The organism is Ihubacter massiliensis, from assembly GCF_024125305.1.
Lineage (GTDB): Bacteria > Bacillota > Clostridia > Peptostreptococcales > Anaerovoracaceae > Hominibacterium > Hominibacterium faecale.
Window position 1 is genome coordinate 3,423,191 of the sequence record NZ_JAMXVH010000001.1, and the last position, 21,660, is coordinate 3,444,850.

20 protein-coding genes are annotated in these 21,660 nt (G+C 48.6%); 18 read left to right on the forward strand and 2 right to left on the reverse strand.

Annotation, left to right across the window (positions count from 1 at the left end; genetic code table 11):
• Nucleotides 1-249: 249 nt before the first annotated feature.
• Entirely contained in the window at nucleotides 250-432 is a 183-nt protein-coding gene (locus tag NIA71_RS15725; protein WP_148397391.1) for a LemA family protein, read from the forward strand.
• The gene (locus tag NIA71_RS15730; RefSeq protein ID WP_253020927.1) at nucleotides 425-1,117 is read left to right on the forward strand and encodes a PD-(D/E)XK nuclease domain-containing protein; all 693 of its coding nucleotides are present in this window, start codon (nucleotides 425-427) and stop codon (nucleotides 1,115-1,117) included. The genes NIA71_RS15725 and NIA71_RS15730 overlap by 8 nt, the downstream gene beginning before the upstream one ends.
• 68 nt (nucleotides 1,118-1,185) lie before the next feature.
• On the opposite strand, the gene NIA71_RS15735 is transcribed toward NIA71_RS15730, so the two are convergent.
• The gene (locus NIA71_RS15735) at nucleotides 1,186-1,734 is read right to left on the reverse strand and encodes a LysE family transporter (protein WP_265333489.1); all 549 of its coding nucleotides are present in this window, start codon (nucleotides 1,732-1,734) and stop codon (nucleotides 1,186-1,188) included.
• Between the two features lie 166 nt (nucleotides 1,735-1,900).
• On the opposite strand from NIA71_RS15735, the gene NIA71_RS15740 reads away from it, so the two are divergent.
• The 4 genes from NIA71_RS15740 (at nucleotide 1,901) to NIA71_RS15755 (ending at nucleotide 6,905) form a co-directional block, all read left to right on the forward strand.
• Nucleotides 1,901-2,443, forward strand: coding sequence for a helix-turn-helix domain-containing protein (locus NIA71_RS15740; RefSeq protein ID WP_367177920.1), 543 nt, complete (start codon nucleotides 1,901-1,903; stop codon nucleotides 2,441-2,443).
• Between the two features lie 204 nt (nucleotides 2,444-2,647).
• Nucleotides 2,648-4,120: a sigma-54 interaction domain-containing protein gene (locus tag NIA71_RS15745; RefSeq protein ID WP_227755460.1), complete on the forward strand. Its 1,473-nt coding sequence runs from the start codon at nucleotides 2,648-2,650 to the stop codon at nucleotides 4,118-4,120.
• 242 nt (nucleotides 4,121-4,362) lie between these two features.
• The gene (locus NIA71_RS15750; RefSeq protein WP_227755459.1) at nucleotides 4,363-5,778 is read left to right on the forward strand and encodes an MFS transporter; all 1,416 of its coding nucleotides are present in this window, start codon (nucleotides 4,363-4,365) and stop codon (nucleotides 5,776-5,778) included.
• Between the two features lie 17 nt (nucleotides 5,779-5,795).
• Nucleotides 5,796-6,905, forward strand: a complete 1,110-nt coding sequence (locus NIA71_RS15755; RefSeq protein ID WP_227755458.1) for a P1 family peptidase — start codon at nucleotides 5,796-5,798, stop codon at nucleotides 6,903-6,905.
• Between the two features lie 329 nt (nucleotides 6,906-7,234).
• Here the strand turns inward: NIA71_RS15755 and NIA71_RS15760 are convergent, their stop codons facing one another.
• The gene (locus tag NIA71_RS15760) at nucleotides 7,235-8,176 is read right to left on the reverse strand and encodes a helix-turn-helix domain-containing protein (RefSeq protein ID WP_227755457.1); all 942 of its coding nucleotides are present in this window, start codon (nucleotides 8,174-8,176) and stop codon (nucleotides 7,235-7,237) included.
• Between the two features lie 164 nt (nucleotides 8,177-8,340).
• Between NIA71_RS15760 and NIA71_RS15765 the strand changes: the two genes are divergently transcribed.
• From NIA71_RS15765 to NIA71_RS15820, 12 genes are all read left to right on the forward strand, one after another.
• The gene (locus tag NIA71_RS15765; RefSeq protein ID WP_253020928.1) at nucleotides 8,341-9,975 is read left to right on the forward strand and encodes an APC family permease; all 1,635 of its coding nucleotides are present in this window, start codon (nucleotides 8,341-8,343) and stop codon (nucleotides 9,973-9,975) included.
• A gap of 19 nt (nucleotides 9,976-9,994) precedes the next feature.
• Nucleotides 9,995-11,704, forward strand: coding sequence for an amidohydrolase (locus NIA71_RS15770; RefSeq protein ID WP_253020929.1), 1,710 nt, complete (start codon nucleotides 9,995-9,997; stop codon nucleotides 11,702-11,704).
• 20 nt (nucleotides 11,705-11,724) lie between these two features.
• Nucleotides 11,725-12,945 (forward strand): saccharopine dehydrogenase family protein, encoded by a 1,221-nt coding sequence (locus tag NIA71_RS15775; RefSeq protein ID WP_253020930.1) that lies wholly within the window; start codon nucleotides 11,725-11,727, stop codon nucleotides 12,943-12,945.
• Nucleotides 12,946-13,032: 87 nt separating this feature from the next.
• Entirely contained in the window at nucleotides 13,033-13,788 is a 756-nt protein-coding gene (locus NIA71_RS15780; RefSeq protein ID WP_253020931.1) for a YdcF family protein, read from the forward strand.
• Nucleotides 13,789-13,911: 123 nt separating this feature from the next.
• Nucleotides 13,912-15,957, forward strand: coding sequence for a leucine-rich repeat domain-containing protein (locus tag NIA71_RS15785; RefSeq protein WP_253020932.1), 2,046 nt, complete (start codon nucleotides 13,912-13,914; stop codon nucleotides 15,955-15,957).
• Nucleotides 15,958-16,147: 190 nt separating this feature from the next.
• Nucleotides 16,148-17,284 (forward strand): DUF6017 domain-containing protein, encoded by a 1,137-nt coding sequence (locus NIA71_RS15790; RefSeq protein WP_089982499.1) that lies wholly within the window; start codon nucleotides 16,148-16,150, stop codon nucleotides 17,282-17,284.
• Between the two features lie 34 nt (nucleotides 17,285-17,318).
• The gene (locus NIA71_RS15795) at nucleotides 17,319-17,531 is read left to right on the forward strand and encodes a DUF5348 domain-containing protein (protein ID WP_008689697.1); all 213 of its coding nucleotides are present in this window, start codon (nucleotides 17,319-17,321) and stop codon (nucleotides 17,529-17,531) included.
• 42 nt (nucleotides 17,532-17,573) lie between these two features.
• Nucleotides 17,574-18,050, forward strand: a complete 477-nt coding sequence (locus NIA71_RS15800) for a PcfB family protein (RefSeq protein ID WP_089982496.1) — start codon at nucleotides 17,574-17,576, stop codon at nucleotides 18,048-18,050.
• Nucleotides 18,047-19,852 (forward strand): VirD4-like conjugal transfer protein, CD1115 family, encoded by a 1,806-nt coding sequence (locus NIA71_RS15805; protein ID WP_002566674.1) that lies wholly within the window; start codon nucleotides 18,047-18,049, stop codon nucleotides 19,850-19,852. Before NIA71_RS15800 ends, NIA71_RS15805 begins: the two co-directional genes overlap by 4 nt.
• A gap of 64 nt (nucleotides 19,853-19,916) precedes the next feature.
• The gene (locus NIA71_RS15810) at nucleotides 19,917-20,132 is read left to right on the forward strand and encodes a Maff2 family mobile element protein (RefSeq protein ID WP_002566673.1); all 216 of its coding nucleotides are present in this window, start codon (nucleotides 19,917-19,919) and stop codon (nucleotides 20,130-20,132) included.
• A 75-nt stretch (nucleotides 20,133-20,207) separates the two neighbouring features.
• Complete coding sequence (locus tag NIA71_RS15815; protein ID WP_253020933.1) at nucleotides 20,208-21,071, forward strand: VirB6/TrbL-like conjugal transfer protein, CD1112 family; 864 nt, start codon at nucleotides 20,208-20,210, stop codon at nucleotides 21,069-21,071.
• A 21-nt stretch (nucleotides 21,072-21,092) separates the two neighbouring features.
• Nucleotides 21,093-21,656, forward strand: coding sequence for an MT-A70 family methyltransferase (locus NIA71_RS15820; protein ID WP_158347426.1), 564 nt, complete (start codon nucleotides 21,093-21,095; stop codon nucleotides 21,654-21,656).
• The last annotated feature ends 4 nt before the right edge of the window (nucleotides 21,657-21,660 follow it).

Below are 21,660 nucleotides of genomic sequence, written 5' to 3' on the forward strand. Positions count from 1 at the left end.
GTAAGCGATGGAAGCCCGCAGCGGGCGGAGACCATGCGGTCTTTCTAACTGATGCGGCAGAGCTGCGCACCCCGGAGATTGGACGAAAGGGCTGAATAATTTAAAATTATCCGTGTACATAAAGGCGGAAAAGATTACACCAAAGGTTATGACAGCAGCGGACTTTTTGCGGGACTGGCGGTTTCCGGGGCAGCGTCTTTTTCCCAGCATTTGAACAAGCACAATGTCATCTATATAGACTTTAGCAGGATGCCGGATCTTTGCGATAGCTATAAAGCGTATATGACCAGCATCCTGAAAAACATGAAGGCGGATCTGGCCGAAGCCTATCCGGAGCTTGCGGCGCGGGAATATGACAGCCTGAGCCAGATGCTCCAGGATACGGAAGACTCGTTCATCTTCATCCTGGACGGAAACCGGCCCCATGAATGAAATCGCTGACTGCATTGAGCACAACGTGGACGAGGTGCGGGAAGATATCGTCAAGCTGGTGGCCGGTATCCCGGTCCCCATCAAACTGAAAGGCTACAGCGCCGCCGAATTGCAGCTGGACACCAGAGACGAAATCCTTTCAGCCATGGTGGTCTATGGATTTCTGTCGTACTATGACGGCTGCCTGCAGATTCCCAATCATGAGCTGATGGAAAAATACGAGGATGTTCTGACACGCCGGAGCATGGGCGAGGTGAAAGCCATTGTGGATCGTTCCCAGAAGATGTTAGAAGCCACTTTGGCCGGTGAGGAAGAAACGGTAGCCGCGATCTTGGAAGAGGTTCATGATAAGGAAATCCTTTTTCTCAAATACAATGATGAAAATGCCCTGTCGTGTGTCATCACTCTGTGTTATCTGTCAGCGCGGGATGATTATTACATTGAACGGGAAGCTAAGAGCGGAAAGGGATACTGCGACTACCTATTCCTGCCAAAGAAGCCGGGGAAGCCGGCGATTGTGCTGGAACTAAAGGTGGGCGGCTCCTGTGAAGAGGCTATCGCTCAGATCAGGGATAAAAATTATGCGCAGAAGGCGGAAGGCTGCGAAGAGATCCTGCTGGTGGGCATTAACTATGACCGGGTAAAACAGCATCAGTGCAGGATTGTCGCTGATCGCCCTCAATAAGAGGCTGAAATTAAGGCGCTGTATCAGTGCTAAAATCATCCGATAAAACCTTTCGTACTAACTTCCCATTACAGAAATAAGGCGATGGCGCAATAAATAAGCAACAGCGCCATAACCAGGTTGACGAGTTTTGTATGTTTGGCTAAAATTTTACAAAAGGCAGAGCCCAACAAGGCCCACATAAAAGAGCCGGAGGCACCGATCAGCGTTAATATAGCGGTGAACCCAACCATTGCCCATGGGGAATGATAAACGGGCAAAATGTAGAGCGATATTGCTGTTATCGCATAAATATAGATTTTTGGATTGGCAAATTGCAGGATCATACCAGAAAGAAAGCTGGCCTCTTTGCCGTTTTCCGTATGCAGGTCAGCTGAGCTTTTCCATACTTTCCAAGCTAAGTACAACATATAGACGGCGCCAAGAACCTGCATAACGATTTTGATTTTCGGAAGCAGCTGATACAGCACCGCGCTAAAAATCATGCACAGTACCATTACTGCTGCAAATCCGGCTAAAATACCAAAATTAAAACGGAGACTGCGCCGATAGCCGAGCCGGATAGCATTGCTCATAGAAAGCAGGTTGTTTGCTCCCGGCGTGTAAGCCGTGATCATGCAATAAATAAGAAAGTCATATAAATGAAACACGAAAGACGCCTCCCTCTTTACTTATAAAAGCAATAGGTATATAATGGTACAAAAGGTGCGATATATCGTACTGTACGATATAATGATACATTATATGCAATATATTGTCAAGAGGAGGTTTCTTTTGGATACGATGAATGCGATTGTGGCAAAGAATATTAAGCGTCTGCGGGAGGAAAACAAACTGAGTATGGAAGAACTCTCCAAACTGAGCGGCGTTAGTAAGAGTATGCTTGCCCAGATTGAACGGGGGGACGGGAACCCAACATTATCGACGCTTTGGAAAATTTCCAACGGAATGAAGGTGCCTTTTGATGCACTGACGGTGCGTCCTGAAAAGCCTTATGAGATTGTCAAGACTGGGGAAATACAGCCGCTGCTTGAAGACGGCGGGAGGGTGAAGAATTATTCGATTTTTCCCGACGATGAAAACCGCAGATTCGCGGTGTACTACTTGGAGCTTGAGGAGGGCTGTTATTGGGAATCAGAAGCCCACTTAAGGGGGGCGACGGAATTCGTTACCATATTCAAAGGCGCCCTGGAAATTTGCCTGAACGATCAGAGCTTTACGGTAAGGGCTGGTGAACACCTTCGATTCAGGGCAGATTCCATTCATTCTTACAGAAACACAGGCAATGAAACAGCCATTGTTCATATGATTATCTATAACCCGTAAAACATAATAAATCTGTCGAATCATGAGCGCGAATCACCCGCAAGCCTTTTCCACAGAGCATTGGCCGGCTTGTGGGATAATGTCAGAAGAGCTGCATTCGTGCAAGGGATGCGTGATGAAACTTCCCTGAAGCGCATCCCTTTTCGCGTATGCAGATGTTGTCGCAAAATCGGGGAAAAAGACTGGACTGAAGAAATGTCCGGTATGACATTAGAGGAAAACGCCATGAAAAAAGAAAAGAAAATCACATATTTCGGCTTGACGTTGGAAGAGTGCAAAAACGTCTTCGATGCCATTGACGGGCTGGTCGTCATAGATCATAAGGGAATTATAAAATATTTATCTCCCGATCTATTTGACGCATTGGAAGAACTGTACGGCATCGAGCTTCCACAAAAGGTGGTGGGGAAATCCATCCATGAAATCCACCCCACCAGCAAAATCAGCAGCGCCTTTGCAAAAGAAGAACAGCAGGAAGCCTATTTCTATTTGTCCGATGGTTTCATCAGTGTTGCCAGAATCAAGCCTGTTTATGACCATGGACAGATCGCAGGCGCCATCGACTATGATTTGTTCACGGACAGCTGGCAGCTGCAGAGCTTTGCGGAAAAGCTAGAAACAGTACTGAACGGAACGATTATGACCAAGAACAAAGGGTTTGGAAACGTTTCCGAATTTTACAATAAGAAAAAGGAGTCCAAGTATATGGTAGCCGATATCATCGGCAAGAGCCTGGCCATCGAAAGAATCCGGCAGAAAATTTATAACCTGGTGGAATCCGACTCCACCGTCCTCATAACCGGCGAATCCGGGGTGGGCAAGGAAGTCGTCGCACAGGCCATCCACAGCAGCAGTATGCGCAGCAGGTTTCCCATGGTAGAAGTGAACTGCGCCTCCATACCGGAGCATTTGTTTGAATCAGAGCTCTTTGGCTATGAAGAAGGGTCCTTCACCGGGGCAGCGCGGGGCGGCAGACAAGGAAGGTTTCAAATGGCCGACAAGGGAACGATTTTCTTGGACGAAATTGACCAGATCCCCTATCATATGCAGCCCAAGCTTCTGCGGGTCCTGCAGGAAAAAGAGGTGGTGACCGTCGGGGGCAAAAAAATAAAAATTGACATTCGCATCATTTCCGCCACCAACAAGGATTTAAAAAAACTTGTGGAAGAAGGCCTGTTCCGGGAAGATCTATATTATCGACTGGATGTGATCAATATGGAAATTCCCCCATTGCGCCAAAGGACAGAAGATATCCCCCTTCTTGCCCAGGCCCATATCCAGCGGCTAAACCCGATCCTCAACAAAGCCATAATTGGAATCACCCAAGAGGCGGCAGACATTCTCAAAGAATACGATTGGCCGGGGAACATCCGGGAACTGTTCAATGCCATCGAACGAGCCATGAACGAATGCAGCGGAGATACCCTGGAGAGCAAACACTTTAAGGAGCTGAACATCGCGCGCTTAAAAGAGTTCATCGTCGATGAGCCGATGGAAGCAAAAGAAAATTTGCTGGGCAAATTGATGGACGATACTGAAAAGCGCATCCTGGAGAAAGCCTTGAAGCTGAACGACTGGAATATTACGGCAACGGCGGAGTTCCTGGGAATCTCCAGACCCAGTCTGCATTATAAAATAAAAAAATATAACCTGAGCAAAAAGGATGACCGGGGGTAAATCGTCAGATCCTTTTACTATGATAAAAAACCTGACACCGGCGCAAAAAGGTCCAAACTGAATAACAAAGTGATATAAGAAAAAAGAAGTGTTAAAAAATCTGACACTTCTTTTTTTGTGCAAGCTGTCAAAGGCTGTATTTCCAAGGTTTAAGAAGTGGCACAATATTTGCGATATTCTGTCCATGTAAAGGCCTTTATCATTAACTGTCACTCGTATAGGATTTAAGGAGGATCATGTTTATGACTGAAACCAAATCTGAAAGGACAACGATCGCATTAAAACTGCAATATGCGTGCGGCCAGTTGACCGATTCCATACCGTTCAATATGTTCTATATTTACTTTTTATATTTTGTGACCGATGTAGTCGGACTGCCGGCCGTATATGGCGGGATCATTGCCTTGATTGTCGTGCTGTGGGATGCGCTGACGGATCCCATCGTGGGCTATTTATCCGACAACTGCAAATCAAAGTACGGGCGAAGAAGGCCTTTCATGCTTGCAGGCGTTTTCCCCTTATTCCTCTGCACGGTGCTGCTGTACACTGCGGTGGATTTCAGCAGACCCATTACCTTGCTTTATTATATCGCAGTGGGGATTTTATATTGGACCAGCTATAAAACGTATGTCATTCCCTTCTTTGCCTTGGGCGCCGAACTGACCCAGGACTTTAACGACAGGACCACGCTGCGCGGCTTTGCAGGAGTTGGAATCTACGTGGCTACATGGCTTGTCAGCGCCGGACCGATGATGGTTCTGGACAAAGTCACCCAAAGCGGAGGAACGGAAGCACAATCCTGGACAATTTCCGCAGTAGCCTTTGGGCTCTTCGGGCTGGCAGGCGGCTTGATCTGCTGGCGGGCGACCAAGGGGAAAGAATTTGTGGATAAGAACCAATATAAAGCAGAACAAAAGGCAAAGCTGCTGGCAAACTATAAAGAACTTTTCCAATTAAAAGCTTTCCGCCGGTTTTTGCTGATGACTTTGGCATACAACATCGCTTTTTCTATAGCATCGGCTGCTTTTGTTTATATCATGGACAACAATCTGGGCTTGAGTCCGGCCAAACAGGCGGGATACTGGACCATTTACTCGATCCTGACTATCGCATTTATTCCCATCTGTAATCTGATCAGCAATCGCTTTGGAAAAAAACAGGCTTTGATTTCCCTGAATCTGATCAGCATTGCCGGCTGCATGTTCTATTTCTTTTATGGAATTCCCGACTTCACCCATTTGATTTTGTTTACCGCATTTTATAACATCGGCAATGTATGCTACTGGTCCGTAGGCTATTCCATGATGTACGACTGTGCCGAGCTGGACGAATATGTGACTGGAAAGAGGCGGGAAGGCGCAATTACCGGATTCTCGTCCTTCATGCAAAAGTTCGGATCAGCCATTGGAATGTATGTGACTGGTGGCCTTTTGTCTCTGCTGGGATATGATGGTACGGCGGAAGTTCAGACCCAGCAGGCTCTGCAGGGCATTATAACGGTCAATACCTTGATACCGGGAATTTTATTTATGGTTGGAACGGTCTTTATCATCCTTTATCCGGTAACAAAGGAGCGCTTTCAAAATCTGCTGGAAGCGATCGAATATAAAAAAGAAGGAAAAGAATATCCGCAAGAAAAACTGAACAAAATTTTTTAATAGGGAGAATGATAAATATGAAAAAGAGAGCAAGAGAAGCGGGAATCCCGTTCTATGGAGCAACTGGAAAAAATAATGCCATAACAGACGTGGCCGGCGTGGAAGTGGGCTATGCGACCATCATCGAGGGCAGCGCCTCTGATTCCATGGATGCAGGCAGTGGTATTGTCAGAACAGGCGTAACGGCCATTTTACCGAGAGGGAAAAAGCGGAGCGCTGTATTTGCCGGGCGGCATGATTTAAATGGAAACGGAGAGCTGACGGGAACACACTGGATCGATGATTCAGGGTTCATGCACGGCCCCTTGATGTTGACCAACACCAATAGCGTGGGCATGGTCAGAGATACTGCGGCCAAATGGATGATCGAGCATAATTTTTACTATCCTCTTATCAATGAAGGCGAAGAAATACCTGGCTGCGGATATTTTTATCCCGCAGTAGGGGAAACCTGGGACGGGCTTCTCAACGATATAAATGGATTTCGAGTAAAAGAAAAGCATGTGCGGAAAGCCCTGGAAAATGCCAAAGGTGGCAGAATCGCAGAAGGAAATGTGGGCGGAGGCACAGGCATGGTCTGCCATGACTTTAAAGGCGGAACCGGAACCGCCTCGCGTCTTTTGCCAAAGAAGGACGGCGGATTTACAATCGGCGTACTGGTTCAGGCCAACCACGGTTTGCGGAAAAACTTCAAAATCAAGGGCAGGCACATGGGAACTCAAATTTGTGGAAGCCAGGCTGTATATAACATGTTAAAGCCTAAATCGGGAACCGGGTCCATCATCGTTGTCATCGCCACTGATGCGCCTCTGATGCCCTGGCAGCTGTCCAAATTATGCAAGCGCATACCCATCGGCATCGGAAATTTAGGATCATATGGAGAAAACGGATCCGGAGATATCTTCCTTGCGTTTTCCACAGCCAACGAGAACGCCTACACTTCCTCGGAATCTCAAGTGACGATGCTCAGTGACGACCTGCTCGATCCCATTTATTTTTCCGTGGCCGAAGCGGTTGAAGAGGCGATTCTTAACGCAATGTTCGCAGCCGAAACCATGGAAGGCATATGCGGCAATAAAGTATATGCGCTGCCCCAGGATCAGGTGATTGAGCTTTTGGCGAGATAGAGTGCGATGCCTCGCAGAAGGCGTCGTGAAAACTCTGTTTTCAAAGCGCATTGCGTTGGGCTGGGAAAATTTTATTGAAAGTTTACGTTTTTTTCGCAAAGGTATAGGTTTGCGTGGCCTGATATTGAGAAGGGATGGATTTTGCCGCTTCTGGTTGATTTTGAGAGGGCGCAACCGTTAAAAACTGCGTAAAAACTTAAATTTGTTTTAGAATTTTTCCCCAAAAACTATGACGCCGAAAAATCAAAAAAGACATGCGATGTCGGACATATTCTAGCAAACAGAGCTGCTGCATTGAAGCGCGATTTACTTCATGCAGCAGTCTTTTTTTAAACAAACACCTTCTGCAAATGCCAGTCTGTGATGTATTCTTTCAAAAGAGTGGCCGCTTCCGCTTCCTTGACCACTGTAAGCCGGGGGGCCTGCTCCAGATAAGCGCGACAGCGGTCTCTGTGCTCCGTAGGCGTACAGCCCCACCACTCCTTGAAGGTGGTGTAGAAATACTTTGGATCGGAAAAACCGCTTCGATAAGAGATTTCCGAATTAGGCAGATCGGTGGTGAGCAGCAGATGTTCCGCTTCAAAGCAGCGTATGTATTTGACCATCAGACTAAAGCTTTTGAATACCGTCTTGCTGATAAATTGAGAAAAATAATTTCTACTGATGTGCTCGGAAGCGGCCAGCTGGGAAACGGAAATCTTTTGATCAAAATGATCATTGCAATAGGCCAGCACTCGGTAAAAACGGTCATGAAGATCCAAATTCATGTATTCATCCTGATTTTCGTAATTAAACCAGTTAAAGAATTTGAAAAGGATTTCAATCAGACGATTGGCGGGCTCGCAGATGCCTTGAGGGTATGTTGGGTCGGCCGTATGCTGCACGTAGGAAAGGGCCAAAAGAATATCCTTGACCTCATTCATGGCTTCCTTTTGATAGGGATAACAATGACAGCTTTCGCAGGCAAAGAAAACGTGACGCAAGTTTTCCCAGGGCAAGTGGGTTCTGGTGAGGTTTAAATGGAAAACTAAGGTCAGGTTGTCGCAATCAGAGTGGATATAGTGAATATCCCGGTAATCCACGGAAAAGATTTCTCCGGCCTGAATCCTGACGCTCTGGTGGCCGGCAGTCAGCCGGACGGACCCGGAAAGACAGAAGATCAACTCCAAATCATGGGGATGATAATGGGGATTAATATGGCCGATTTTGCAGAGCCGGCTTTCGTATGTTAGTTCCTTCTGATAATTGATGGGGGTTTCTTTGATATCCATAAGGTAAGGATACACGAAAAAGGGGGTATAGTCAAATTTTAGATTAATTGGTTCTTTTTTTATCAAAAACGGCAATCGTCATGGAACTGGATTGGGGTCATAATTTTCTTAACAAACAAAATATTAAAAAAAGATGCGGCATCGGAAAGTTTGGAGGAAAATTTATGGAGAACAAAGGAAATGTAATCGGCCAGGATGGTGTTGCCGGTTTAAAAAAACATACCATGCGGCCAATACAAATCGCTTTTTTGCTGTTCTGCCTGGTGGCTGCAGGTGCGTTTGGAATTGAGGATATGATCCCAACCAGCGGACCGGGACTGACGATCGGGATGCTAGTCGTATTTGCGATCATCTGGGCGTATCCCATCTGTCAGATCGTATCGGAACTCAGTGCTCTCATGCCGTCTGAAGGCGGAATTTATGTTTGGGTTAAAGAGTCGCTGGGCGAGTTCTGGGGATTCTGCATGGGCTGGTGGGGAACAATCTCCATTTATCTGTCATCTGCCACTTATGTTGTGCTGATCGTAGGATATGCGGCCGATTTTATTCCAGAACTTAAGGATCCCTTTATCTCCTTTGTCGTCAAGTTTGCCATAGTCGCCTTTTTTGTCATTATTAATCTAATGGGACTGAAGGAAGTTGGAACGGTTAGCACCGTTTTATCGATTTTAATTTTAGCTGCTTTTACGACTGTAACCGTGGTGGGCTTTGCCAACTGGGAGTATAATCCTGTACAGCCCTTTATGCCGGAAGGACAGTCCATCATTGACAGCTTGGGCGGCAGCATATGCCTGGTGATCTGGATGTACTGCGGATATGAATGCGTCTCCAATATGGCGGGAGAACTGGAAAATCCGGAAGTCATTCCCAAAGGCTTTAAAATTGCCATGCCGCTGATTGCACTCAGCTATATACTCCCTACTGTGGCCGGCCTTGTATCCATAGGTTCGTGGGAGAAATGGGGGACGGAAGGAATCGGATACGGCGACGTGCTTACTCAGTGCCTGGGATATGGATGGGGTGTAGCATTTCTTGTAATTGCCATCGCTTCCCAGGCTGCAATTTTTAATTCCTATATTGCGGCCGGATCGAGGGGATTTTTTGTCATGGCCGACGACCGGCTCTGCCCAAAGTTTTTGGTAAAAGTCAGCAAAACAAGGGGCGTTCCCATCCTGGCCATTCTACTTTTAGGTGCGATTACAGTCCTGATGATGAATTTTAATTTTTCCACTTTAGTTACAATACTAACGCCATTGGCTTTGATGGTTTATGTGGTTCTTGGCATCGCTCTGCTAAAAATAAGAAAACTTTATCCTGTAGAGGAACGAACCGTATGGTACAACAAAGGCGGAAAAATAAAGATCTTTGTTATGGCTCTCCTGCCAATGATGATCGCAGTTTTGGGGCTGCTGGTCAACGGAACGGAATACTTTCTTCTCGGATTTATTTCGATCGGTTCAGCTGTAGTATTCTATATCATATTTAAAGTGAGCTGCGGCGGGTTGTACAAAATAAACCCACAAGAATACCCGATCAATTATAAAACCAGACTTGCAAAGGGCGATATACAAAGGATCGGCGTATATGTGCTGGCTTTCGGTATATATGCTATTGTGGGGAGCCTTTTCCTCAGCTGGTATGAAGGTGATTGGGGACCTGAATATTATTTGGAAACCTACGGATCGGGACTGCAAAGCGACTTTTGGCTCATGATAAAGACCGCCAGGATTGGCGGAATAATCGGTGCAGCGGCAGGCACGGCGCTGCTCCTGATCGGAAAAAAGAAAGACCCGGTATGAAAGAAGGAAGTGAATGGTTATGAATATTAACAAAGAGATGATTTTGTTCAACGGAAAACTATATAAAAGCAATGAGCAAAGGGAAATTGCCGAAGCAGCGGCCATCAAGGACGGCAGATTTATAAAAGTGGGCACGCTGGCCGAATGTCAGGCTGCGCTGCCGGAAGGGGATTTAATCGACCTGCAGGGAAGGCTGGTGCTGCCCGGCCTCATCGACGGGCATACCCACCCGGAGACCATCGCCAAGAGCCGCTGGCGCGTGCAGATGCCGGAGTTTGATGATATGCATCAGATGCTCTCCTTTGTCAAGGAATATTGCCAGACCCACCCGGTCAGCGAAGTTCCGTATTTTTTCGGCGAATGTTATCCGCCCACCATGTTCGATGAAAAGGGGCCTCGAAAAGAATGGATCGACGAATATGTGTCGGACCGGCCGGTAAGGCTCCAGGACTTTACCGATCACGCCTGCTGGTACAATTCCAAGGCTTTGGAGCTGATGGGCATCGATAAAAATAACGAGGAAACGGGTATGGCGCCATTTTTCATACGGGATGACAAGGGCGAGCCCACAGGCTGGGTTCTGGAACCGCTTCCAACCAAAGATTATGAAGATGTCATGTATGATAAGATTGGCTGGCATCCGCCGACTACCGTGGATGAAAAAACCTTATCCCCTTTCCTGGACTTTCTGAAAAAACGCGGTGTTATCGGCATCCTGGACGGGATCACCGAAGGCGAAGAAGCGATGAAGCTTTATTACGATATGGATAAGGCGGGAAGGCTCAACATGTATTATGAGGGGACCTGCCTCCTTGAGAGCTTTGACAAACTGGATGCCTGCATCGCCACCCTGCGTGACTGGCAAAGAACATACACCAGCGATCATGTGAGGATCCATACAGTGAAGACTTTCCTGGATGGCACCAATGAAATGGGCAACAGCGCATCGCTGGAGCCCCACTGCGACGATCCCGACAAGGCTAATTACGGACAGATCAATATGAGCGAGGAAGAACTGATAAACGTACTGCTGCGCTTGAACCAGGAAAAGCTGGATCTCCATGTTCACGTGGTTTGTGACCGGGGATTCCGCACTGCCTGCGATGCTTACGAAAAGGCAAAGAAGCAGATGGAGTCTGAAGGCGGAACATGGGATATTTACATGGAACTGGCCCATTGCGAACTGGTTCACCCCGATGACCGCAGGCGGCCTGCGGAGCTGGGAATCATCATCAACTGGTCCTGCCACTGGGCGGGCGGATATTTCGGTGAAGCAGCAATCGATTACCTGGGACAGGAACGCTGGAACACCATGTATGACTTCACAGAGATGATTGAATCCGGAGCAGTGGTTACTTACAGCAGTGATGTGATCGGCATGTGCGAAGAGCATAGAGGAGATCCGTTTTTGGGCATGGAGATATCGTCCACCAGAGTTGACCCGGAAGAGCCTCTGGACCCGGAACAATATCCGGGAAGCGTTCGACCGCCGGAGAGGGCAAGGCTCAGCGTCGCCGATCTGGTGGACGGGTATACCAGACTGGGCGCGATTCCGCTGCGGCTGGAAGATGAGACCGGCACTATTGAGGCGGGAAAACGAGCCAATCTGGTTGTACTGGACAGAGATATCTTCCAAATTCCGGTAAGTGAGCTTCATGAAGTGAAACCGGAGGCCGTGATGTTTGAAGGCAGTTTTCTATTTTCAGAGTTTGATGCAGAGAAAAAATAATTGAAAGAAGAGGAGAAAAAATGAAAAAAATTTTAGTATTAGGAACAGGAGCCCAGGGTTCGACCGTTGCACAGAGAATGGACGAAGAGCCAAATGTCAGTCAAATTATTTGCGCGGATGCGGATCACAAAGCGGTAGATGAGCTGGTGAAAATTCTCAAAAAAGCCAGCGGCGCTTATGTGGATGCGGACGATATCGATAGCATCATCAAAGCAGCAGAGGGCGTGGATCTCATCGTTAACGCTCTGCCCATCCGCTTTGCACCCAAAGTCTTAGAGGCAGCAATCGCTGTAAAGGCCAACTACCAGGACTTCGCTGCCACGGATGTCCTGGATTCCTGGTGGCCCAAATGCGTAGAAATGATGTATGAGGATTACGGCAGACGTTTCAAAGAGATTGGAAAAACCGCCATTATCGGCACCGGCTCCGCCCCTGGTATGATGTGCGTTGCTGCCAAGCGGTCCATGACGTATCTGGATACTTGCGACGATATCCTGATGATGGTTTACGAAGGCGTGGAAGCCAAACGGTTCCTGCCCTTCTGGTGGTCCCCTTTCACCGCCCTTTCCGATATGACCGACCCGACTTTCGCATTGAAAGACGGCGAACTGGTGGAAACAGAACCCCATTCTCTGCCGGTGACCAGACATTTTAAAGGCTGCCAGGGGCCTGTCACTTTGGTGGAGCACGCTCACGACGAAACGGTTTATATGGGGCTTAACAAGGATACCCATTTCAAGGGAGCCAAAAACATCAATTTCAAATACGGCGGCGTGGGCATCGATTTTTCCACACCCCTGTACCGGGCCGGGCTTTTGTCAAGAGAGGAAGAGACCTACAAGGGACACACCTTTATTCCCTTTGATGTGATCGTATCTCACCTTCCGCCGGCGCCCAAATACCATGACGAGATTAAGGAAATTCTGGATGAAGGTCTGGTGAAAGATGAAGGCGCTTTTGTTGTGGAAGCTGTGGGTATGAAAGACGGCAAGCGCGTGCTGGTGGAAACCTATCTCTATGCCCCAGGCTGCGTAGAGTCCTTTGAACGGGCTGGAATCACAGGGGAAATGTATCTCACCGGGCAGTGCGGTTCCTTGTTCACTAAGATGTTTGTCAATGATGAATATACGCAAAAGGGGCTGATTTCCTCCGACATGCTGACGGATGAAGAATGCGGCAAGTATTTGGATTATGCGGCCCAATTGGATATTACGCTGGAAACAGAGGTTAAAACGTTGTAAAATAGAAAAGAAGGTAATACATAGCGGGGTTCTGAGCTTGCGTCCATTCAAGCTCAGAACCTTTTTGCAGAATCAGGGGTGAAGTTAATGGGAAAAGGAATTTTGGCGAAAGCATCGCTGGCAGCAGGCATCTTACTGCTGCTGGACGGGCTATATGTGGCAATTACCACCAACCTTAATATGGGAACAGCGCTGACTTTGGCCGCAGGAGCCTTGCTGACGGCTTGTGGGATTTGGCGTGAGAAAATAGCAGCCCTTACGGCAAAAGGGTTTATACGCATTGTAAAATATGCGGTGCTGGCCGGAGTCCTATTTTTATTGGGGATGATTCTCTTTCTGGCTGCTGCCGCCCGCGGCGATTCTATGGATTACAAGGAAGATGCGGTTATCGTACTGGGCGCGGCGGTACATGGGGATCAAGCTTCGCGAACCCTTTCCCATCGGCTGGATCAGGCTGTCCAATATGCAGAAAAAAATCCTCGCGCAATGATTGTGGTGAGCGGCGGCCGGGGACCTCAGGAGGAAGTGACCGAAGCCTCTGCAATGGAACGATATTTGATGGACAAAGGCATATCAAAACAGCGAATCGTCAAGGAAGAACGGGCGACCAGCACTTACGAAAATTTCAAATTTTCCCGTGAGATTTTGGACAAGCATTTTAAAGGGGCATATACCTGTGTGTTTGTAACAAGCGATTTCCATTTGTATCGAGCTAGGAGCATCGGCGCGGCGGCCGGCCTTGAGGCCAAAGGCCTGGGAGCAAAAACAGACTGGTACAATCTGCCGCCGTCTTACTTGCGGGAGTCGCTGGCTGTGGTCAAGTTTTGGATGATAAAAAGGTAATATTTGAAAATTTCGAATCATCCATTAAATTTCTTGATTCTGCAAGATCTATCTGATAGAATTTAATAACTATCCATATCCCATAAATAGAAAGATCAATGCAATTCCTGGAGGGAGGCAGATATGAAAAAAACTTTTAGGTTATTAACCTTTCTATTTATCTTATTGATAACATTATTTGTTTCGGCGAGTATTGTTTCGGCACACACAGAGAATGTCCAGGCGACGGATGTCAAGTACAAGGCAGAGGGAGGATATCTTTATTTTAATAAAGAGACCGGAACGGTTTCCGGCGCAGATGAAACGGTCATAAAGGCCTCTATTCCGGAAGAAATTGCCGGACATAAAGTAACAACAATCGGCGCAGGGTGCTTTAATGGATGTTTGTCTCTTAAAACGATTTCGTTTCCTGCTTCTGTGCAGTTGATCGAGCCGTCTGTTTTCGTTTCCTGCCCTTCACTAGAATCGATTCATGTGGACCCTTCTAATGCTGTTTATGAAACCATCGATAATGTACTTTATAATGCGAAAGAAAAGAAGCTGATTCGTTATCCGGAAAATAAGCCAGGAACTGGCTACCAGATAAGCGAAGGGACAGAAATAATTGGAAAATATGCCTTTCGGGATTGTTACAGCCTAGAGAATGTGAAGATACCCAATTCGGTCCTGTACTTAGAGGCCTTTTCCTTTCAAGGCTGCAACAGTATTGGCGAAATTAAAATCCCTGAGGGTGTCAAACAGATAGAAAGCGGTAATTTTTCCAACTGTATTAACCTTGAAAGGGTGATTCTGCCTAAAAGTCTGGAAAACCTCCAGGCATCCAATTTTGTCTATTGTCCGAAACTCAAAGCAATCGATGTTTCCGATGAAAACCAGCAATACTGCGATATGAATGGGGTATTGTTTTCAAAAGATCTTAGCCGATTATACTGTTATCCGGCAGGAAAACCACAAACCTTCTACTTGATTCCGCAAACTGTAAAAGTTGTGGAGTATTCAGCTTTCAACAGCAGCAGGAATTTGAGGCACATTGACATGAGCGACGCCGTGGAGAAGATTTTTGCCGGCGCATTTAACCAGTGCACTGGATTGGAAATAATCAGGCTCTCGGACGGGTTGTCCACGATGCATCAAGCATTTATGGACTGTAAAAAATTAAAGAGCATTACCATTCCTCCAAAATTGGAGAAGTTAGATGGATGGATGTTTACTGGCTGTGAGAATTTAGAAAGTGTGTATCTTCCTGAAAACATTCAGATTGAGGATGACTATGCATTTGAGTATTGTGATAAGGTAAGGCTTTATGGGGCGATGGGGTCGCCAGCAGAAGCTTATGCGAAGAGAAACGGACTGCCCTTTTTCGATATTTCTCAAATACAATATCGAAAGCTATCGGTAAGTGCATCAACATTTCGATATAATGGGCGAGATCAGAGACCGAAGATTTCTGTGGAGGGATTGTCTGAGGGAAAAGATTATTCTCTGATCAAACCGGATAACAGTGTAAGGGCCGGTTCTTATACGGTTGAAATCAAAGGCATGGGCGACTATACCGGAAGTAGGACGGTTACTTATCAAATTATGCCGGCGCCTATTTCAAATGTGCAAATCACAGGACTGATGACAAAGTATACCTATAAAGGAAAAGCGATTACACCATCACCACGCATATTTGCCGGAGGAAAAGAGCTAAGAAACGGAAGCGACTATACAGTCTCCTATTCTAAGGGACGGAAAAATGTTGGGATTTATACCTTAAAGCTAGCCTTTCGGGGTGATTACAGCGGCTCCTTGTCAAAGCAATATACCATTGTTCCCAAGAAGACTAATCTGTCTAAGCTGACTGCAGGGAAAAAACAGCTTCGCGTCAAATGGAAAAGACAAAGAACGCAAGTAACGGGGTATCAGATTCAGTATGCTACTAATAAAAAATTTACAAAAAAATCCGTAAAAACCACCACCGTTAAGAGCAATAAGACAACTTCAAAGAAAATTAAAAAACTGAAGGCAAAAAAGAAGTATTACGTAAGGATTCGTACCTATAAAACAATTAAGATAAGCGGCCATACGAAACGAATTTATTCACAATGGTCAAAGGTTAATGTTAACAACTCTGATTATCTCCAAAAAGCCCGGAAATACGGGCATTTCACGGGATATAAGAACTGAATTTACTACCGATTTACTACTTTCGGATTGAGCTTTGACACGCTTCTGCTTCCCGTGAAGCCCACCGCCCAAATAGTGACACATCGAAAATCAAATACGACACCGCAAACGGCGGCGTTCTCTTTTCCCCTTTGGGGAGATCAGGACGCCGCTTTTTTTGCGCCCAAAACCAGAAAGGAGGCGACCACCTATGTACTTTACTTCCGGCAGCGACCGGGCCTTTGAACAGCTCATGCAGACGAGGCCGGGCGCAGATCATTTTGACAGCGGCGAGGCCGGAGCGCCGGAGGACTGCGGCACCTGCCGTTTCTACCGCCCGCACTGGAAGTACCAGTTTTGTGTGTATGAGGAATGTCCCTACCAGCCGGGCAAGCTCACCGCCCTTGACGGCGCGGTGAAATTTCAAGTGAAAGGAGTGGACGACGAGATGGCAGTTTTTCGAGTGGAGAAAAACCGGGGCTACACGGTGATGTCCAACCACCACCTGCGGAACAAGGACTTGTCCCTGAAAGCCAAGGGCCTGCTGTCGCAAATGCTGTCCTTGCCGGAGGATTGGGACTTTACGCTGAAAGGCTTGTCCCTTATCAACCGGGAGCAGATCGACGCGATCCGGGCGGCTGTCCGGGAGCTGGAACAGGCGGGCTATATCGTGCGTTCCCGTGAGCGTGACAGCCAAGGCCGCCTGCGCGGGGCGGATTACATCATTTACGAACAGCCCCAACCTGTGCCGGATTCACCTACATTGGAAAATCCAACATTGGATAATCCAACGCAGGAAAAGCCTACGCAGGAAAAACCAACGCAATTAAATAAAGATAGATCAAGTAAAGAGAAATCAATTACAGATGGATCAAATACCGATTCCATTCCTATCCTTTCCCCTCCCTCTCCTTTGGGGGAAGAAGCGGCTGCGCCGCCGGAACGGAAAGGAACGGGAGCGAAATCACAGAGCGCCGTAGAGATTTATCGGGAGATCATCAAGGACAACATCGAGTATGAACACCTTTGCCAGTACGCCAAGGGGATTGACCGGGATATGCTGGACGAGATCGTGGACTTGCTGGTGGAAACCGTATGCAGCGCCCGAAAGACCATCCGCATTGCCGGGGACGACTACCCCGCCGAGCTGGTGAAATCCAAGCTGATGAAGCTGAACAGCTCTCACATTGAGTTTGTCTTTGACTGTATCAGCAAAAACACCACGGAAATACGGAACATCAAAAAATACCTGCTGGCGGTTCTGTTCAACGCCCCAAGCACCATCAACGGCTATTACACGGCGCTGGTAGCTCACGATATGAACACAGGCAGTTGGGGAACCCCGTAATGATTTTGTGACGACGAGAAAGGAGGACGACCCTATGAAACAGGGTGCTTTGATTTTTGACGAGCAGACAGACCGCTACGACATCCGCTTTGACCTTGCGGACTATTACGGCGGCCTGCACTGCGGAGAAACTTTTGATGTGATGGTGGGCGGCAGATGGAAGCCGACCCGCATTGAAATGGCCGAGAATTGGTATTTGGTGGGAATCCATGCCGACGACCTCTCCGGCCTGCGGGTGCGGATTTAAGCCATCCGTCTGCCTGCTGACTTTCCAAAGGAGGGATAGCAGTTGCAGGAAGAAGTAGACCAGAAAACCATAGCGTTAGCGGTTAAGACGGGCAAGCTCACCGCCCAAGTGCTGCAAGCGGCCATCCGAAAATATCTGGCCGCCCGGCAGAAAGGGACAGGAAAGGCACATCACGGAAAACAGAGCTTGCGGCAGCTCAAAAAGGACGGTTCCGCCCTGTCCAACATTGAAATCACCGATGCCAACATCGGCCTGTTTCGGCCCTGCGCCAAGAAATACGGAATTGATTTCACCCTGCGGAAAGACCGCACCACCCATCCGCCCCGGTATATCGTGATTTTCAAATCCAAGCAGGCGGACAATCTGGAACAGGCGTTTAAGGAGTTTACGGCCAAGAAGCTCAAACAGCAGGAACGCCCCTCCATCCGAAAGGCCCTGTCGGCTATGAAGCAAAAGACGGCGGCCAGAAACCGCCAGCAGGCCAAGGAGAAAATCAAGGAAAGGGGGCTGTCTCTATGAGGCCGGAAGTGAAAAAGCTGATAATCGCAAACCTGCCCTATCTGCTGTTCGTTTACCTGTTTGGCAAGCTGGGACAGACCTACCGGCTGGCGGCTGGGGCGGATGTCTCAGAAAAGCTGCTGCACCTTGCGGACGGCTTTTCCCTTGCCTTTGAAAACGCCGCCCCCAGCTTCCACCTGTTCGATCTGGCGGTGGGTGTGGCCGGTGCGGTGGCATTGCGTCTGATGGTGTACTGCAAGAGCAAGAACGCCAAGAAATACCGCCGAGGCGTAGAATACGGCAGTGCCCGGTGGGGCGGCCCCAAAGATATAGCCCCGTACATCGACCCGGTGTTTGATAACAACATTCTCCTGACCCAGACGGAACGCCTCACCATGAACAACCGCCCCAAAGACCCCAAGACCGCCCGGAACAAAAACGTGCTGGTCATCGGCGGTTCCGGCAGCGGCAAGACGCGATTTTTTGTGAAGCCGAACCTGATGCAGTGCGTGTCCAAGGACTATCCGGCCTCTTTCATTATCACCGATCCCAAAGGGGGCCTGATCGGGGAGGTGGGCCAGCTCCTTGTGCGAAGCGGCTACCGGGTCAAAGTGCTGAATACCATCAACTTTTCCAAGAGCATGCGGTACAACCCATTCCGCTACATTCATTCGGAAAAAGACATCTTAAAGCTGGTCAACACCCTGATCTGCAACACCAAGGGGGAGGGCGAAAAAAGCGCTGAGGATTTTTGGATCAAGTCGGAACGTCTGTTGTATTCGGCTCTCATTGGCTACATCTGGTACGAAGCGCCGGACGATGAAATGAATTTCACGACGCTGCTTGAAATGATCAATGCGTCGGAGGCCCGCGAGGACGACCCGGAATTTCAATCCCCGGTGGATGCCATGTTTGAACGGCTGGAAGAAAAAGACCCGGAACACTTTGCGGTGCGCCAGTACAAAAAATTCCTTCTGTCGGCAGGCAAAACCCGCAGTTCCATTTTGATTAGCTGCGGAGCCAGATTAGCGCCATTTGACATCCGGGAAGTGCGGGAGCTGATGGAGGACGACGAGCTGGAGCTTGACACCATCGGGGATGAAAAAACGGCCCTGTTCCTCATTATGAGCGACACGGACACGACGTTTAACTTCATTCTTACCATGGTGCAGAGCCAGCTTATCAACCTTTTGTGCGACCGGGCCGATGACAAATACGGCGGGCGGCTGCCCGTCCATGTGCGGATGATTCTGGACGAGTTTGCCAACATCGGTCAGATTCCCAACTTTGACAAGCTGATCGCCACCATCCGAAGCCGGGAAATCTCGGCTTCTATCATTTTGCAGAGCCAGTCACAGTTAAAGGCCATCTACAAGGATGCAGCGGAAATCATTTCCGACAACTGCGACTGTACGCTTTTCCTGAGTGGAAGAGGTAAAAACGCCAAGGAAATCGCTGACGTGCTGGGCAAGGAAACGATTGACAGCTACAACCAAAGCGAAAACCGGGGCGCGCAGACCTCCCACGGACTGAACTACCAAAAACTCGGAAAGGAGCTGATGAGCCAGGACGAAATTGCAACCATGGACGGAGGCAAGTGTATTTTGCAGGTGCGCGGGGTGAGGCCGTTTTTCAGTGAGAAATACGACATTACCCGCCACCCCCGCTATCAATACCTCTCGGATGCCGACAAACAGAACACCTTTGATGTGGACAGGTACTTGTCGTCCCTGCGCCGGAAAAAACGGCGCGTGGTATCGGAGGATGAAACCTTTGACCTTTACGACATTGACCTGTCGGACGAAGATTTAGCCGCCCAGTGAAGCGGCTTTTTTCCTGTAATCAATCAAATTTGGTCGCCGGAAACCGGCAGAAAGTGAGGCATATATGGAATTTTTCAATAGTGCAGTGGATACGTTACAGACCATCGTTGTGGGCCTGGGCGGGGCGCTCTGTGTATGGGGCGGCGTCAATCTGTTGGAGGGATACGGGGCCGACAACCCCGCCAGCAAGAGCCAGGGGATCAAGCAGCTTGTCGCGGGCGGAGGCGTGGCCCTCATTGGCATGACCCTTGTTCCGCTGCTGTCCGGGCTGCTGGGATAATCGTTTGGTCCATCTGCAAGCAATACGCCGCGCCCTCCTGCTGCTGGGAGGGCGCGGGAAAGGAGGGATACACACATGATTGATGATTTAATCGGGGAATGGATCAAAGGCATCCTGATTGACGGGATCAAGGGAAACCTGTCCGGCCTTTTCAGTACCGTGAATACCAAGGTCGGGGAAATCGCATCGGATGTGGGCAGCACTCCGCAGGACTGGAACGGCGGCATTTTTTCCATGCTGCAAACCCTGTCCGAAACGGTCATTGTCCCCATTGCGGCGGCGATTCTCGCCCTGGTGATGTGCTATGAGCTGATTGAAATGATTGTGGAAAAGAACAACATGCACGACTTTGATACGTCCCTGTTCTTCCGCTGGATGTTTAAGAGCGCATTTGCCATCCTCATTGTGACGAACACATGGAATATCGTCATGGGCGTCTTTGACGCCACCCAGGCCGTCGTGAACCAAAGCGCCGGGGTCATCATCGGGGAAACCAGCATTGACTTTGATACCCTGATTCCGGATCTGGAAACCCGGCTGGAAGCCATGGACATCGGCCCTCTGTTGGGCCTGTGGTTTCAGACCCTGGTTGTTGGGCTGACGATGCACGCGTTATCCATCTGCATTTTCCTTGTCACCTACGGGAGAATGATTGAAATATACGCTGTGACTGCGCTGGGGCCGATTCCCCTTGCTACGCTGGGAAACTCGGAGTGGCGCGGCATGGGCCAGAACTACTTGAAATCCCTGCTTGCGCTGGGCTTCCAAGCCTTTTTAATCATGGTGGTTGTCGGGATTTATGCGGTGCTGATCCAGCAGATCGGAACCGCCGACGACATATCCGGCGCAATCTGGGGCTGTATGGGCTATACCGTTTTGCTTTGCTTCTGTCTGTTCAAGACCGGCAGCATATCGAAAGCCGTATTTACCGCACATTGACAGACAGGAGGAATACCAACCATCGAAGAAACACAAAAGAAAACCTACAACATCCTTTACGCCGACCCGCCGTGGAGATATGAGTGCAAACGGACAGGGGCGGCGGAACATCACTATCCCACCATGAGCATTGACGAGCTGTGCGCCCTGCCGGTGGAAACGCTGGCGGAAAAAGACTGCCTCTTGTTTTTGTGGGCGACTTTCCCCCAGCTCCCGGAGGCGCTGCGTCTGATTAAGGCGTGGGGCTTTTCCTTTAAGACCGTGGCCTTTGTCTGGCTGAAATTGAACCGCAAAAGCCCCACATGGTTTTACGGACTGGGCTATTGGACGAGAGGAAATGCGGAAATCTGCCTGCTTGCCAAGCGGGGCCATCCCAAGCGTTACTCCAAAAGCGTCCATCAGTTTATCATTTCCCCGGTGGAGGAACACAGCAAGAAACCAGACATCACCCGCGAGAAAATCATCGAGCTTGCGGGTGACCTGCCCCGCGCAGAACTGTTTGCCAGACAGAAAACCCCTGGCTGGGATGTGTGGGGCAATGAAGTGGACAGCGATTTTTCCCTGTCCGTACCAGAAACGAGGTGACTTT

Excerpts from the sequence above, each read along its gene's own strand:
- NIA71_RS15725 (WP_148397391.1), top strand. The coding sequence starts at position 250 with ATGCCGGATCTTTGCGATAGCTATAAAGCGTATATGACCAGCATCCTG.
- NIA71_RS15730 (WP_253020927.1), top strand. The coding sequence starts at position 425 with ATGAATGAAATCGCTGACTGCATTGAGCACAACGTGGACGAGGTGCGG.
- NIA71_RS15735 (WP_265333489.1), bottom strand. The coding sequence starts at position 1,734 with ATGATCACGGCTTACACGCCGGGAGCAAACAACCTGCTTTCTATGAGC.
- NIA71_RS15740 (WP_367177920.1), top strand. The coding sequence starts at position 1,901 with ATGAATGCGATTGTGGCAAAGAATATTAAGCGTCTGCGGGAGGAAAAC.
- NIA71_RS15745 (WP_227755460.1), top strand. The coding sequence starts at position 2,648 with ATGACATTAGAGGAAAACGCCATGAAAAAAGAAAAGAAAATCACATAT.
- NIA71_RS15750 (WP_227755459.1), top strand. The coding sequence starts at position 4,363 with ATGACTGAAACCAAATCTGAAAGGACAACGATCGCATTAAAACTGCAA.
- NIA71_RS15755 (WP_227755458.1), top strand. The coding sequence starts at position 5,796 with ATGAAAAAGAGAGCAAGAGAAGCGGGAATCCCGTTCTATGGAGCAACT.
- NIA71_RS15760 (WP_227755457.1), bottom strand. The coding sequence starts at position 8,176 with ATGGATATCAAAGAAACCCCCATCAATTATCAGAAGGAACTAACATAC.
- NIA71_RS15765 (WP_253020928.1), top strand. The coding sequence starts at position 8,341 with ATGGAGAACAAAGGAAATGTAATCGGCCAGGATGGTGTTGCCGGTTTA.
- NIA71_RS15770 (WP_253020929.1), top strand. The coding sequence starts at position 9,995 with ATGAATATTAACAAAGAGATGATTTTGTTCAACGGAAAACTATATAAA.
- NIA71_RS15775 (WP_253020930.1), top strand. The coding sequence starts at position 11,725 with ATGAAAAAAATTTTAGTATTAGGAACAGGAGCCCAGGGTTCGACCGTT.
- NIA71_RS15780 (WP_253020931.1), top strand. The coding sequence starts at position 13,033 with ATGGGAAAAGGAATTTTGGCGAAAGCATCGCTGGCAGCAGGCATCTTA.
- NIA71_RS15785 (WP_253020932.1), top strand. The coding sequence starts at position 13,912 with ATGAAAAAAACTTTTAGGTTATTAACCTTTCTATTTATCTTATTGATA.
- NIA71_RS15790 (WP_089982499.1), top strand. The coding sequence starts at position 16,148 with ATGTACTTTACTTCCGGCAGCGACCGGGCCTTTGAACAGCTCATGCAG.
- NIA71_RS15795 (WP_008689697.1), top strand. The coding sequence starts at position 17,319 with ATGAAACAGGGTGCTTTGATTTTTGACGAGCAGACAGACCGCTACGAC.
- NIA71_RS15805 (WP_002566674.1), top strand. The coding sequence starts at position 18,047 with ATGAGGCCGGAAGTGAAAAAGCTGATAATCGCAAACCTGCCCTATCTG.
- NIA71_RS15810 (WP_002566673.1), top strand. The coding sequence starts at position 19,917 with ATGGAATTTTTCAATAGTGCAGTGGATACGTTACAGACCATCGTTGTG.
- NIA71_RS15815 (WP_253020933.1), top strand. The coding sequence starts at position 20,208 with ATGATTGATGATTTAATCGGGGAATGGATCAAAGGCATCCTGATTGAC.